This is a genomic window from Rhizobium sp. TBD182, assembly GCF_001950375.1.
GTDB lineage: Bacteria > Pseudomonadota > Alphaproteobacteria > Rhizobiales > Rhizobiaceae > Agrobacterium > Agrobacterium tumefaciens.
On record NZ_BDLN01000006.1, the window covers coordinates 11,304 to 25,544 of the forward strand.

Below are 14,241 nucleotides of genomic sequence, written 5' to 3' on the forward strand. Positions count from 1 at the left end.
CCGGGGTTGCACCGATTAGCAACCCGGCCGCTCCCATCGTCAGCAAGGGTTGCCTTGCCGTAGCGGCAGGGTGGCATTCGTTTTACCGGATATCCGGTTTCAGCAGTGGAAGGGTATTGTCATGCGCGATACGAAACCGTCGGTGCTCGGCACCATCGTCAAAGTCATCGCTGATGTCGCCGCCGGGGCGGCCTGTTTCGGTATTCTTGTCGTCGTTCTTCTCCAGGTCATTGGCCGTCTCATCGGCAGCCCGCTCCCCTGGACCGAGGAGGCGACACGCTTTCTCTTCATCTGGATGGTGTTCCTCGGCCTTGCCGCCGGTTTCCGCACTGTTGAAAGCGCGCGGGTCGTGGTGTTTCTGGTGCTGTTCCACCGCCTGTTCAGGCGGTTGGCGGTGCCGATCTATGTCGGTTCTTCGGTGTTCTTCTTCGGCATGATGGGCTGGACGGGCTTCACCCTGGTACGCCAGCAGATCATGATGAACGAGACCGCCGCGACCTTGCCCATCCCCATGTGGACCATCGGCATGGTTCTGCCTGTCTCGGCCGTCATCGCCGTGCTGGCCATCATCGAATCGCTGCGCAGCAGGCGGGACCTGATCGCGCTCCCCGAGATCGGTATCCCCGCGGACGAGATCGCCCACGCCGATATCTCTATTTCAGCAGGACATTGAGCCATGTCGGTCTTTCTTCTCATCGCCTTTTTCGGTCTCAGCATGCTGGGTGTGCCGCTCGCCATCGCTTTGGCGCTCGCCAGTGTCGGCACGCTGTGGCTCTTCACCTCCATGCCCATGGACCTTCTGTCGCAGACGATGTTCTCGTCGATGAACTCTTTCCTTCTCGTCGCCGTGCCACTCTTTATTCTGGTCGGTACGGTGATGGAGCGCGGGCGTGTGGCGGAGCGCATCTTCGATTTCGCCGAGGCGATGGTCGGCTGGCTTCCCGGTGGGCTTGGTCACGTCAACGTCATTTCGTCGGTCATCTTTTCCGGCGTCTCCGGCTCCTCTGTCGCCGATATCGCCTCTGTGGGCGCAATCGAAATCAAGGCCATGGAGCGACACGGATTTCCAAAGGGTTATGCCGTCGGCATGACGCTCTGCACCTCCACGCTCTCTTCCATCATCCCGCCGTCGATCCTGATCGTGATTGCCGGTTCCATCGCCAATGTGTCGATCGGCACGCTGCTCATTGCGGGTCTGGTGCCTGGCCTCTTCATCGCCTTCGCTTTTCTTGTCTTTAACCACTTCTATTCGGTGCATTACGGCTACAATCCACCGACGCCCTTCAATTTCCGTCTGGTTATCGTCACCGGCCTTCGCGCCATCCTGCCGATGCTCACGCCGCTGATCCTCATCATCGGTATCGCCAGCGGCCTGTTCACGCCGACGGAAGCCGCGGCCATCGCGGTTGTTTATGTGGCCGTATTGGGTGTGCTGGTCTATCGCACGCTGCCGGTTCGCGAATTGCCGGAAATACTGATATCCACGGCGCGCATTTCCGGCACCATCCTGTTCATCGCCGCCACCTCGCAGCTTGCCGCCTGGGTCTTCACCTTCGACGGCCTGCCGGAACAGGTGGCCGAGCTTTTGAAGGCGATGAACCTTGGGCCGATGTCGGGCATGCTGGTGATCTTCGTGTTTCTGCTGATCATCGGCATCTTCATGGAGGCTATCCCTGCCATGTTCATCCTCATTCCGGTGCTGATGCCGCCGGTGGAGGCGCTGGGCATCGATCCGATCCACTTCCTGATCGTGACTGTCATGACGCTGACACTTGGCCTTGTGACGCCGCCGGTCGGGGTCTGCCTGTTCGCGGCAGCACAGGTGGCGAACATGAAGATCGAAGACGTCATTCGTGGTTCGCTGGCGCCGATGACGGTGCTGACGCTCGCCATATTCGCACTCGTGCTTTTCCCGGTGCTGACGCTCGGGCCGATACGGTTGATGGGTCTTTATTGAGACTGAAACAGGAAGCCTGAAACATCAGACAACGCGACGGGCACGCCACTCGTCGCGTTGTTTTCGCATCCACTCCAGAAACAGCGTCACTTTTCTCTGACGCAGGTGGGAATGCGGGCAAACGATCCATTGCGTGACGAGCTTGATGCGGGGCGCATCGGCCACGGCCGGGATCAGCATTCCGCGTTGCAGTTCCCGCTCCATCATCAACGTGCTTTCCAGCGCCACGCCGATGCCGAGAACGGCGGCGTCGATGGCCATGTGGCTGCGATCGAACAGAACGCGACGCCAGCGCTTTTCAGCCGTCACGCCGGAAAGCGGGAACCAGTGGTTCCATTGCGCCTGCGCCTTGACCGAGTGGATAAGCCGCTGGTTCTGCAAATCTTCGGGCAGGAATGTACCGGCACCGGGCATATCCGGTGAACAGACCGGCAGGAACTCCTCTTCCACGAGCCCTTCCACAAACAGGCCCGGCCAGCGGCCATCGCCATGGCGCAGCTCTATGTCGACAAGCTCCTGCGAAAAATCGGTCGGCTCGTTGGTGCCGTCGAGGCGCACTTCCAGTTCGGGATGCTCCTCCAGAAAGGAGCCGAGACGCGGCAGCAGCCATTTGTTGGAAATGGTCGGGGTTGCCCTGATTGTCAGCGTGGTCACCGAGCGGAAGCCGCGAATACTGTCGGTGGCATCGGTGATCTGCTCGATCTGTGCGGTGATCATCGAGAAGTACCGCTCGCCCGCCTCCGTCAGCGTCACCTTGCGGCCGGTCCGCGCCATCAGCGTCGTGCCAAGCTGGCCTTCGAGCAACTGGATCTGCTGGGAAACGGCTGAAGGCGTAACGCTCAGCTCTTCCGCCGCCCGCGAAATGCTGCCCGCCCTTGCCGCAGCATGAAAGACGAGGATCGATTTTATCGGTATCTGCATGTGGCTGGTCTTCGCTCAACGAATTACGGCAGTCACCGTGATTATCACAGGTGACTGCCGTGACGAAACGCTTGAGAGCGTAGGGTCTTTACCGGTGGCTCGGCAACTTTGGCAAAAGCACGGTCAACAGGCCGAGCAGCGGCAGGTAGGAGCAGATGCGATAGACGAACTCGATGCCTTCCTTATCCGCATAGATCCCGAGAACCGCGGCTCCGATGCCACCGAAGCCAAAGGCGAAACCGAAGAACATGCCGGCGATGAGACCAACGCGCCCGGGTACCAGTTCCTGCGCGAACACGACGATTGCCGAGAAGGCGGAGGAGAAGACGAAGCCGATGACGACGACGAGAACGGTCGTCCAGAACAGGTTCGCATAGGGCAGCATCAGCGCGAAGGGAATGACGCCGAGGATAGAGAACCAGATGACGACGCGCGAGCCGAAGCGGTCGCCGATCGGGCCACCGAAGAAAACGCCCGCCGCAGAAGCGCCAAGGAAGAGGAACAGCAGAACCTGCGCATCCTGCACGCCCAGCCCGAACTTCTCGATGGTGTAGAAGGTGAAATAGCTGGAAAGGCTGGCGAGATAGGCGTTCTTGGTGGCGGTCAAAACCACCAGCACGGCAAGCGTCATCATCACGGTGCCGCGCGCCAGCGGAAGTGCGCGGCTGGCCGGAGCCTTGCCGACATTCGCGCGGCGGTGGCGGGTATACCAGACGCCGACCCAGGACAAGACGGCAAAGCCCATCAGCGCGATCAGTGAGAACCAGCTGAGGCTGGCTTGACCGAACGGGATGACGATGAAGGCGGCCAGCAGCGGGCCGATGGCCGTGCCTGTATTACCACCAACCTGGAAGAAGGACTGTGCCAGACCGTGGCGACCACCGGATGCCAGACGGGCAACGCGTGACGCCTCCGGATGGAAGATCGCCGAGCCGACACCGATCAGGCAGGCGCCGATCACGAGCACCTCGAAGCTGTGAGCGAATGCGAGCGTGATGAGGCCGGCACAGGTCGAGAGCATGGCGACTGGCAGGGAGAAAGGCATGGGCCAGCGATCGGTCACCATGCCGACGACCGGCTGCAACAGCGATGCCGTGACCTGAAAGGCGAAGGTGAGCAGCCCGATCTGCATGAAGTCGAGCGCATAATTGGCCTTCAGCAGCGGATAAAGCGACGTCAGCAGCGATTGCATGATGTCGTTGAGCATGTGGCAGAAGCTGGCTGCTGCGATGATTGAAAACGCCGTGCGTTGCGGGCTGAACCCGGTGCTGGTGACGGTGGCCATGATGTATCCTCTCCAGATTCCCCGCGAGAGACGGGAAACGTGTCTTTATTTCTTCCCGCTTTTATTCATATTGCTTCTGGCCTGCTTTCGTGTTCTGGACGAGTTTCTTTGTGAATGGGCCAAATGGCAAAAATCAAATCGCTAAAACCCGCCCGTCTGGCGGATGACGACCATGAGCGCAGCCTGAAATTGATCGACGGCACCAACGAGCCGGTGCTGGCGCTTCACCGTGCCTATCCGACAGGACACCGTACCCCGGTCCACAGCCATGGCCGGGTGCAGATATGGTGCGCACGCCAGGGCGTCGTGCTGGTCAGCACCGCCGCAGGGCGCTGGATGATACCGCCCGGTCACGGGCTTATCATTCCAGCCGGGCTGAAACATGAGGCCGAGATCATCTCAACGGTGGAGATGCATTCGATCTACGTTCACCCCGATCTGTTTCAAGCCGGGACGCCAAGGGTGGTGGAAATTACCGCCCTTGCCTCCAGCCTGATTTCGGAATTGCTGGGCGAGGAGTTGCAACCTGCCGCTTTTCACCGGCAGGGACTGGTGCGGGCGCTTCTGCTTGATGAGGTCAACCGTCTGCCTGAACGCCCGCTGGGATTACCCTTTCCCGATAATCAGCGTCTTGCCGGTCTTTGCCGCGAGTTCCTGAAAAAGCCTGTGGCCAGAGTGGAAATCGATGACTGGGCCGCCGCCATGGGCATGAGCCGGCGCTCCTTTACGCGGTTATTTCGTAAAGAGTTGGGGGTGAGTTTTGTCACCTGGCGTCAGCAGGCCTGCATTTTTGCGTCTCTGCCGAGGCTTGCCGCGGGCGAGGCGGTGACCAATGTGGCGCTGGATGCCGGTTATGAAAATATTCCGGCTTTCACCACCATGTTCCGGCGAATGCTCGGCAATTCGCCCCGCGCCTATCGCAAGGCGGCAGGTCAGCGCAGTGCCGGCTACTCCGATTTTGAAGAGGCGGAAAATTAAGCCGCCGTCGCGCGCATATCGCGGCGGAAATCAGAAGGCGACATGCCGGCGATCTGACGAAACGCCTTGTTGAAGGCGCTGACGGAGCCGAAGCCGCTTTCCATGGCAATCTGCAGAATATTGTCCTTGCCGTTCATCAGCATCGCCTGGGCGCGAGAAAGCCTGAGCAAGGTCAGGTATTTGATCAGCGTCATGCCGGTGGATTTGCGAAACAGGTTCATCGCATATTTCGGATGAAGCGAGGCGGCGCGGGCAATTTCGGTCGCGTCGATGTCGTCTAGAAAATTGGCGGCAATGAAATCGCACATGCGCACCACGCCGATTGAGGGCGCCATGCTCTCGTCGTTCTCTTCCCGTTTGCCGCTGACGGCGGAGGATATGACGGTATAGGGCTCGAGGAACATGCGCTCCACCCGCAGCAGCAATTCCTCCACCGCATGCTGCGCCTTGGCCGGATCACCCGAAGTGACGTAACGGAACCAGCGGCCGAAATTTTCCTCGTCGGCCCGGTCCGTCTGCGCACTCACCATCGTTGCGCCGCCCATCAGCAGGCTGGAAACCGCAGCCGGCAGCCGCATGCGGAAAAAATGGACGAGCGGCAGATGCGCGCCCGCATAAATCGAATCATCGGAGGAACGGTCCATCTGGTGCGGCTGGCCGCCCCAGAAAATGCACATCTGGCCGGCATCGAGCGAAAGGTCGTGGTCGCCCATCCGGTAATGTACGGATCCCGACATCACATAGTTCACCTCCACCTGCGCATGCCAGTGCGGCCTGAGCATGATGGGCGGGTGGTTGTAAAAAAGCTGGAGCGTGGTCGGCATGCCTTCGATGCTGCTTGCACCCGGCTGGTAGAAGGCTCTTTCGGCAATCTTACTTTCCGCCAAATCGATGTTCCCTTTGTACGAGACAGATTTCCTGCCGCCGGTAATGTGCCCATGTTCGCTAAAGAACGGCAATTGAAAAAAGGGAGGTTTTCAATGTGCTTTAAATTTCTTGGCGCGTCGACGGCTCTGGTGCTCCTTGCGGCACCGGTAATGGCGCAATCCGAGACCTTAACCATCTGGAGCTGGAATGTCGCCGCATCGGCGCTTAAATCCACTGTCGAAGGGTTCAACAAGCAAAATCCTGACATCAAGATTGTTGTTGAAGACCTTGGAAACGATCAGGTTTTCGACAAGACGCTGGCGGCTTGCGCAGCGGGTGGCGACGGCCTCCCGGATATTGTAACGGTCGAAAATTTCGAGGCGGAACTGTTCTGGAGCCGGTTCCCGGATTGTTTCACGGATTTGACTGCACTTGGCTATACGCCTGAAAAACAGGCGCTTTTTCCTGACTTTAAGCGCACGGAACTGGAGGTCGATGGCGTAGCTTATGCGGTGCCTTGGGATTCGGGTCCGGTGGCCGTTTTTTACCGGCGCGATTTCTACGAAAAGGCTGCTGTCGATCCGGCCACCATCAAAAGCTGGGATGATTTCATCGCGGCTGGCAAGAAGGTCATGGCCGCCAATCCCGGCACCGTGATGGCGCAGGCCGATTTCAACGGCGACAGCGAGTGGTTCCGCATGATCGCCAACGAGCAGGGATGCGGTTACTTTTCGACCGACGGCCAGAACATCACCATCAACAAACCTGCCTGTGTCGCGACGCTTGAAAAGATCAAGCAGATGAAGGATGCCGGCATCATCACGGCTGCGATCTGGGATGAGAAGATTCAGGCCAATACTGCCGGCAAGGCCGCGAGCCAGATGTATGGCGCCTGGTATGAAGGCACGGTTCGCTCCGGCTCTCCCGGTCTTTCGGGCAAGTGGGGTGTCTATATGATGCCGAGCCTTACGCCCGACGGCCCGCATGCAGCCAATCTAGGTGGCTCTTCGCTGGCAATAAGTTCGGCGTCCAAGCACAAGGAAGCCGCCTGGAAGTACATTGACTACGCGCTGACCACCAATGAGGGGCAGGTGACGATGCTGAAGTCCTTCGGCCTCGTTCCCTCGCTTCTCTCCGCCATCGATGATCCTTTCGTCAAGGAAAAGCAGCCCTATTGGGGTGGGCAGGCGGTCTGGACCGATATTCTGGCGACCCTGCCGAAAATCGTGCCCAGCCGTGGCACCGCGTTCCAGTCGGATGCAGATGCGATCTACAAGGCGACGCAGACCAAATATTTCGCGGGTGGTTATACCGATGCGAAAGCAGCTCTCGACGATGCCGCAAAGCAGATCGAAACGGCCACGGGGCTGCCGGTCGCGGAATGAAGCTCTCGGATGGCCGGCCTTGCGGTTTAGCATGACCGGCCTCTCCAAGCTTTCCAACCATCGCATCTGGAGGTCGTCATGCCGTCAAGGAACAGGATCGCTTATGCGTTCCTTGCGCCCTATCTTCTGATTTTCGCGTCGTTCTGGGTCTGGCCGATCGTCAGCTCGTTCATGCTGTCGTTTCAGAACACCCGCATCAATCCCTGGCGGTTTGCGCCCTCCATGAACTGGGGGAGGCTGGTCTCCGATCCGGCGTTTTATAACGCGCTCTACAATACGCTCATCATTCTGGTCATTCAGGTGCCTGTCATGATCGCGCTTGCGACCGTCATGGCGGTACTTCTGAACTCGCCACTGTTGAAGGTACGCCCGCTTTACCGTTTTGCCTTCTTCGCACCCGTCGTCGTCGGAGAAGTCGCTTATGCGGCAGTTTTCCGGCTGATGTTCAGTGCCGATTTCGGCATCATCAACAAGCTCATCACTTCCGTTGGCCTTTCGCCCATCTCGTGGTTCGACAATGCCAATGCGGCCATGGCGCTGGTCATCATCGCCGTCACATGGCGCTGGGCGGGGTATAACGCCATCATCATTCTGGCCGGCCTGCAATCCATCCCCGGCGATGTCTATGAGGCGGCGACACTGGACAAGGTGAACAAGCGGCAGCAGTTCTTCCACATCACACTGCCGCTGTTGAAACCCATCATCCTTTTCTGCGTGGTCCTGTCCGTCATCGGCACCATGCAGCTTTTTGCCGAGCCTTTCCTCATCACCAACAGGGGTGGGCCGGGCGGCGGTACGGAAACGCTGGGGTTGTTCCTTTACCGGCAGGGCTTCACTTCGCTCAATTTCGGCTACGCCTCAGCCATCGCCTACACCATGGCGGCGCTCGCCATCGCCATTTCGCTTCTTAATCTCTGGGTCGGGAGGGAGCCGAAATGAGATCGAAATCCAGATCGCTTCTCTGGCAGAAGATCGCGCTGCATGCGACGCTGACGCCGCTTGCCCTCATCTGGCTATTTCCGCTGTGGATGATGTTCGTGTTCTCGACTATGCCTGATTTTGGCATTTTCAGCCCCGACATCGTGCTCGTCCCGTCCACCAATTTCATCGAGAACTTCAAAAACCTTCAGGCGGATACCAACTTCCTGCGGGCGATGTTCATATCGATCACCGTTGCGGTCATCTATACGGTTTTCTCGGTGTTTCTGACCTCCATGGCGGGCTGGGCGCTGGCGCGCTATCGTTTTGCCGGACGCTCGGTGGTGATCGCCATCATTCTCGGCACCATCACCTTGCCTTTTGCAGTTGTCGTCATTCCCCAGTTCATCATGGTGGCGCGCGAATTCAAGCTCGCCAACACCTGGGTGGCACTCATCGTGCCTCCACTGTTTAACTCGCTCGGCGTGCTGTTCATGCGGCAATCCTTTTCCATGATGCCAACGGAGCTTTTCGATGCGGCAAGGGTCGAGGGCGTCAAGGAATGGCAGATATTCCTGCGCATTGCTCTGCCATTGGCGCGCCCCACCATGGCGGCGCTGTCCATCATCCTCTTCCTCGCTTCCTGGAATAATTATCTCTGGCCGCTGCTGATCAACTCCCGCCCGGAAATGATGACCGCACCCGTGGCACTTGGCACCCTCATCGGGCTCACCAAAGTGTCATGGGGCGGCATCATGGCCGGTGCAGTTCTGCTCACCGCACCCATTCTCATCGTTTTCGTGGCTTTGCAGCGCCACTTCATCGCCGGCATTTCCGCCGGGGCAGTCAAGTAAGGGGAGAGACCGCATGGCGGAACTTTCGCTCAAGAATGTCGTAAAGCGCTACGGTGCGCTGAAAGTCATCCATGGTGCAGATCTCGATATTGCCGATGGCGAGTTCGTGGTCTTCGTCGGCCCGTCCGGCTGTGGCAAATCAACGCTTCTGCGTATGATTGCGGGGCTGGAGGATATATCGGGCGGCGATATCAGTATCGGCGGCAGAACGGTCAACGATGCCGATCCGGCCGATCGCGGCATCGCCATGGTGTTTCAATCCTATGCGCTTTATCCGCACATGACGGTTGCCGAAAACCTGTCCTTCGGCCTCAGGATGAACGGCAATCCCAGGGCCGATACGGAAAAGCGTGTCAGCCGCGCTGCCGAAATCCTGCAGATCAACGAGTTGATGGAACGCCGGCCAAAGCAGCTCTCCGGCGGGCAGCGGCAGCGTGTCGCCATCGGCCGCGCCATCGTGCGCGAACCGCAGGTCTTTCTGTTCGACGAGCCCTTGTCGAACCTCGATGCGGAACTTCGGGTGCAGATGCGGGTGGAAATCTCGCGGCTGCACAAGCAGCTTGGCACCACGATGATCTATGTCACCCACGACCAGACCGAGGCGATGACGCTGGCCGACAAGATCGTGGTTTTGAGGGCGGGCAATATCGAACAGGTCGGTGCCCCGCTCGATCTTTATGACGACCCCGCCAACCGTTTCGTTGCCGGTTTTGTCGGTTCGCCGAAGATGAATTTTCTGGAGGCGACCGTCATTGGTACGGGTGGACAAAGCGTTACGCTGTCGCTCGACAGCGATCCTGCCGTGCGGCTGACCCTGCCGATCAAGGACCGGCTCGATGAGGGAAGCAAGGTCTCGCTCGGCATCCGGCCCGAACATTTTGCTGATGTCGGGCAGGGCGATGCCGATCTCACCGTCCACGTCGATGTCGCCGAGCACCTCGGCAATACCAGCTATGTCTATGCCCGTACGGAAGGCGGTGAGCAACTCGTCATCGAGCGGCCGGAATCGCGAGACGTCGCCAATCGTGACCGGCTGACGGTCGGTCTTTCCGCCCGCAAGGCATTTCTTTTCGACAGTCAGGGCAATCGCCTGCGCTGAACCCTTTCCCAAGCACGCAAGTCAAGACGAGGATTTCATGACGACCGACCAACCGATCCGCTGGGGCATTATCGGCCCGGGCACCATCGCCAAGACCTTTGCGGACGGCATTGCCCATTCCCGCACGGGTAAGCTCGAGGCTATCGCCACCCGCAATCCGGACAAGCCCGGCCTTGCTGACGCCTTTCCCGGCGCGCGCATCATCCACGGTTACGATGCGCTGCTTTCCGATCCCCATATCGACGCCGTCTATATCGCCACGCCCCATACCGGCCATGCGGAATGGGCGATCAAGGCGATCCGTGCGGGCAAAAATGTGCTGGTGGAAAAGCCCATCGCGCTTTCCGCCTATGACGCCGACGCCATTTTCCACGAAGCGAAAAAAGCTGATGTCTTTGCGGGCGAGGCCTATATGTACCGCCTGCATCCGCAGACGGCAAAACTGGTAGAGTTGATCAGGAACCGCGCCGTTGGCGATATCCGCATCATCCGCTCCAGTTTCGGTTTTAACATGGGGTCTTTCCGTGCCGACCATCGTCTGTTTTCCAATGAGACGGCAGGCGGCGGCATTCTCGATGTCGGCGGTTATCCCGTATCCATGGTGCGGCTGATTGCCGGTGCAGTCGATGAAAAACCCTTTGCTGAACCCGAAAAGATTGTAGGTGCGGCCCATCTCGGCCAGTCGGGCGTCGATGAATGGGCTTCGGCCGTTCTGAAATTTTCGAACGGTATCGTTGCCGAAGTCTCCTGCTCGATCATGGCAGGCCAGGACAATGTGCTGCGCATCATCGGTTCGGAAGGCCGTATCGAAGTCAAGGATTTCTGGTTCGCCGCCGGCCACAAGGGTGGCACCGGCCGGATCGATATTTTCAGGGGCGACAAGGTCGAAACCATCGAATTGCCGGAAGACCGTTGGCTCTATTCCTTCGAAGTCGATGCGGCAGGTGAGGCGATAAGGCAGGGCAAGCAGGAATTCGGCGCGCCCGGCATGGGCTGGGCCGACAGTCTCGGCAATCTACGTGTCATGGACCAGTGGCGTGCCGCCGTTGGCCTGGAATACAGCGTCGAAAAAGCAACTTCTCGCATCACGAATATTGCCGGTGGCAAGGTCGTGGCAGGCAATGCGGTTCCGAAGCGGCAGATACCCGGCCTCACCAAACCCGCTTCGGTGGTTGCGCTCGGTTTCGAGTTCTTCCCCAATTTCGCCTCCGCGTCCCTTACGCTCGATGCCTTTTATGAGGCGGGCGGCAATCTGTTCGATACGGCTTATGTCTATGGCGGCGGCAAGACGGAAGCCATATTCGGTGACTGGCACACCAGCCGCAACGTGCCGCGCGAAGAAATCGTGCTGATCGGCAAAGGCGCGCATTCGCCCCTCTGCTATCCGGACATGATCGCCAAGCAGCTCAACCAGTCGCTGGAGCGTCTGAAGACGGATTATGTCGATGTCTATTTCATGCATCGTGACAATCCCGACGTGCCGGTCGGCGAATTTGTCGATGCGATGGATGCCGAAGTTCGGCGTGGTCGCATTCGGGGCATTTTTGGCGGATCGAACTGGACGCGCGAGCGTATGGACGAGGCCACCGCCTATGCGCAAGAGAACGGCAAACAGGCGCCGGGCGCACTTTCCAACAATTTCTCGCTTGCCGAAATGCTCGATCCCATCTGGGCGGGGTGTGTGGCGGCATCGGATGATGAGTGGAAGGCATGGCTCCAATCCCGCCAGATCCCGAATTTCGCCTGGTCGAGCCAGGGGCGCGGCTTCTTCACCGACCGGGCGGGGCGGGACAAGCTAGATGACGAGGAAATCGTCCGCGTCTGGTATTCCGACCGCAACTTCGACCGCCGCGACCGGGCGATCGAGCTTGCCCGGAAACTCGGCCGCCATCCGATCCACATCGCGCTCGCTTATGTCATCGCCCAGCCTTTCCCGGTCATTCCGCTGATCGGGCCGCGCACCATTGCCGAACTGGAGGACAGCCTTTCTGCGCTGGATATCAAGCTGACGGCTGAGCAGGTTAAGTGGCTGGAGGCGTGACGCGACACGAGGCGGCGGGTTTTCCGCGGTCTCCGGATGGATGATAAAGTTGGCTACCTCTCCTGCGTCATGCCGGGCTTGACCCGGCATCCGGCCACGGTGTGCCAGCGCCGTGGCCGGAGCCTTTTGCAATCAAGGAATTGACCGTGCTGGACCCCGTATCTCGTCAGGGTGACGGAATGCGGATGCTGTGATTGTGCTAAAGCACTGTTTTATAGGAGGACTATCCCCAACCTCCTATCTTATCTTGTTTTCCTGCTTCTTTCTCTCAGCAGCCGCTGATAAATCGGAATCTTGATATAATTGCGCCCGCCTGAAAATACGGCGGGTGAAACAATCTACCGGGGTTCTTATGGGCGATATCGATCGAGGCCGTGCGCAGCAGTTGATGGGTGAGGCGGGCATGGATGCGCTGGTGCTTTTCCAGCCCGAAGCCTTCCGTTATGCGGTAGGAGCACATGCGGGCGTTGCGACGATGTGGGGCAGGGCGGGGTCGGCGATTGCGCTTGTGCCAGCCGATGCTGCGTCCGGGCTTGCCGCCGTCGTCAGCGATCACGCCGCACCTCTTGTCGAGAAGGCCGCGCCTGATGTCGATCTGCGCCGGCATCGCATCTGGATCGATATGGTCGATATGTCGGGTGTCGAAAACGCCTCGCAGGTAGACGGTGCCTATCGCCGAAACAATTCCGGCGGACAGAGGCCGGAGACATTCGATCGCGCCGCCTGCTTTGTTTTGCTGGCCGACCTTCTGCAGGAACGCGGGCTGTCTGCGGCGCGTATCGGTGCCGATCTCGAATTCATGCCCGCCGCCGATTTTTCGGCTCTTCGTGAGGCGACGCCCGCTGTGACCTGGGTTGATGGCTCGACGGTGCTGAAACGTCTGCGTGCGGTGAAATCCGTGCGCGAGATTGAACTTCTCAGGCGGGCCGCAGCGGCCGCTGAGGCCGGGCTGGTCGAGATGGCGGCGGCCGTGCGGCCGGGCTTGGCGCTCAGCCAGCTTTCCAACGCGTGGAAAGTCGGCGCTCAGTTGCATGCCGTGAAGTCGGGTTTTTCGCTGAGCGGTCATTGGGACTATATATCGGTCGGTCCGGTCCTGTCGGATATGACGGCGGTCGTCGCGCCCGGTGCCCTGATCAAGGCCGATGTTGGCACGTTGGTCGATGGTTATTCGTCGGATGGCGCGCGGACGTTTTCATGGGGTCTGGTCTCTCCGCTCGCGGCCAATATTTTCAAGGCGCTGGAGGCAGCTTTTGCCAGAGGGCTGGAAGCGATTCGTCCCGGCAATACATTCGGTGCGGTGCACGCCGCCATGCTGGCTTCGATGCGCAAAGACGGATTCAGCGAATATTATCGCGGTCACTTCGGCCATTCCGTCGGCGGCGGCGTAGGCATCGAGGAATGGCCGTTCTTTTCCCATGACAATGAGGAGGTCATTCTTCCCGGCATGGTCGTGGCACTTGAAGCGCCGTTTTACGGCGAAGGTCTGGGCGCGCTGATGATCGAGGACCAGTTTCTCGTTACCACAGCAGGGGCAGAGTGCATGAACAGCCTGCCACGCACCCTGCGGGATTTGTCCCGGGCCTGAGGCCGGCCAGGTTCAGAGAAAGTCGTCGCGGCGCGGGGTGAAGCAGTCGATCAGCTCGCCCTCTTCCAGGCAGAGGCAGCCGTGCTCGACATGGCCGGGAATGATGAGGCTGTCGCCTTTCTGCAGGTCGTAGGCTTCGCCATCCCGGTAAAAGCGGAAGCTGCCGCTGGCGACATAGGTGGATTGCACATGCGGATGGTTGTGCAGCTTGCCTTCGGCGCCGGTCTTGAAGCGGAACGAAACCACCATCAGCTCCGGCGCTTCGGAAAGCACGGTGCGTTCAACACCATCGTCGGGTGAAACGGTGGGGAATGTCGGAAGCTGCTGCATGTCGTTCTCCTCGGTCATGCG

The 14,241-nt window shown here is 59.4% G+C and carries 13 protein-coding genes; 9 read left to right on the top strand and 4 right to left on the bottom strand.

Going from position 1 to position 14,241, the window contains the following annotated elements; genetic code table 11:
- The first annotated feature begins 121 nt into the window (after window positions 1–121).
- Both T18_RS17815 and T18_RS17820 read left to right on the top strand, forming a co-directional pair.
- Window positions 122–673 carry a TRAP transporter small permease gene (locus T18_RS17815; protein WP_003517954.1) on the top strand — a complete coding sequence of 184 codons (552 nt, stop codon included), beginning with the start codon at window positions 122–124 and terminating at the stop codon, window positions 671–673.
- Between the two features lie 3 nt (window positions 674–676).
- A complete protein-coding gene (locus tag T18_RS17820) occupies window positions 677–1,957 on the top strand; it encodes a TRAP transporter large permease (RefSeq protein ID WP_003517952.1) in 1,281 nt (426 codons plus the stop codon).
- A 24-nt stretch (window positions 1,958–1,981) separates the two neighbouring features.
- Here the strand turns inward: T18_RS17820 and T18_RS17825 are convergent, their stop codons facing one another.
- Together T18_RS17825 and T18_RS17830 are read right to left on the bottom strand one after the other, a co-directional pair.
- Window positions 1,982–2,878, bottom strand: coding sequence for a LysR substrate-binding domain-containing protein (locus T18_RS17825; protein ID WP_003517949.1), 897 nt, complete (start codon window positions 2,876–2,878; stop codon window positions 1,982–1,984).
- 88 nt (window positions 2,879–2,966) lie between these two features.
- Window positions 2,967–4,163, bottom strand: a complete 1,197-nt coding sequence (locus tag T18_RS17830; RefSeq protein WP_003517947.1) for an MFS transporter — start codon at window positions 4,161–4,163, stop codon at window positions 2,967–2,969.
- 123 nt (window positions 4,164–4,286) lie between these two features.
- Between T18_RS17830 and T18_RS17835 the strand changes: the two genes are divergently transcribed.
- Window positions 4,287–5,141, top strand: coding sequence for an AraC family transcriptional regulator (locus tag T18_RS17835; protein WP_038493844.1), 855 nt, complete (start codon window positions 4,287–4,289; stop codon window positions 5,139–5,141).
- Here T18_RS17835 and T18_RS17840 read toward each other — a convergent pair.
- A complete protein-coding gene (locus T18_RS17840) occupies window positions 5,138–6,028 on the bottom strand; it encodes a helix-turn-helix domain-containing protein (RefSeq protein WP_013761428.1) in 891 nt (296 codons plus the stop codon). The two genes, T18_RS17835 and T18_RS17840, sit on opposite strands and share 4 nt — an antisense overlap.
- 93 nt (window positions 6,029–6,121) lie before the next feature.
- Between T18_RS17840 and T18_RS17845 the strand changes: the two genes are divergently transcribed.
- From T18_RS17845 to T18_RS17870, 6 genes are all read left to right on the top strand, one after another.
- A complete protein-coding gene (locus tag T18_RS17845; RefSeq protein WP_019566481.1) occupies window positions 6,122–7,393 on the top strand; it encodes an ABC transporter substrate-binding protein in 1,272 nt (423 codons plus the stop codon).
- 78 nt (window positions 7,394–7,471) lie between these two features.
- On the top strand, window positions 7,472–8,332 hold the full coding sequence (locus tag T18_RS17850) for a carbohydrate ABC transporter permease (protein ID WP_038493841.1): 861 nt from the start codon (window positions 7,472–7,474) through the stop codon (window positions 8,330–8,332).
- Window positions 8,329–9,165, top strand: a complete 837-nt coding sequence (locus T18_RS17855; RefSeq protein WP_013761425.1) for a carbohydrate ABC transporter permease — start codon at window positions 8,329–8,331, stop codon at window positions 9,163–9,165. Before T18_RS17850 ends, T18_RS17855 begins: the two co-directional genes overlap by 4 nt.
- 13 nt (window positions 9,166–9,178) lie before the next feature.
- The gene (locus T18_RS17860) at window positions 9,179–10,264 is read left to right on the top strand and encodes an ABC transporter ATP-binding protein (protein ID WP_038493838.1); all 1,086 of its coding nucleotides are present in this window, start codon (window positions 9,179–9,181) and stop codon (window positions 10,262–10,264) included.
- 37 nt (window positions 10,265–10,301) lie between these two features.
- Complete coding sequence (locus T18_RS17865; protein ID WP_038493835.1) at window positions 10,302–12,305, top strand: aldo/keto reductase; 2,004 nt, start codon at window positions 10,302–10,304, stop codon at window positions 12,303–12,305.
- Window positions 12,306–12,657: 352 nt separating this feature from the next.
- Entirely contained in the window at window positions 12,658–13,890 is a 1,233-nt protein-coding gene (locus T18_RS17870; RefSeq protein WP_038493832.1) for a M24 family metallopeptidase, read from the top strand.
- 12 nt (window positions 13,891–13,902) lie between these two features.
- Here the strand turns inward: T18_RS17870 and T18_RS17875 are convergent, their stop codons facing one another.
- Window positions 13,903–14,220, bottom strand: coding sequence for a cupin domain-containing protein (locus tag T18_RS17875; protein ID WP_003517929.1), 318 nt, complete (start codon window positions 14,218–14,220; stop codon window positions 13,903–13,905).
- Window positions 14,221–14,241 lie beyond the last annotated feature (21 nt).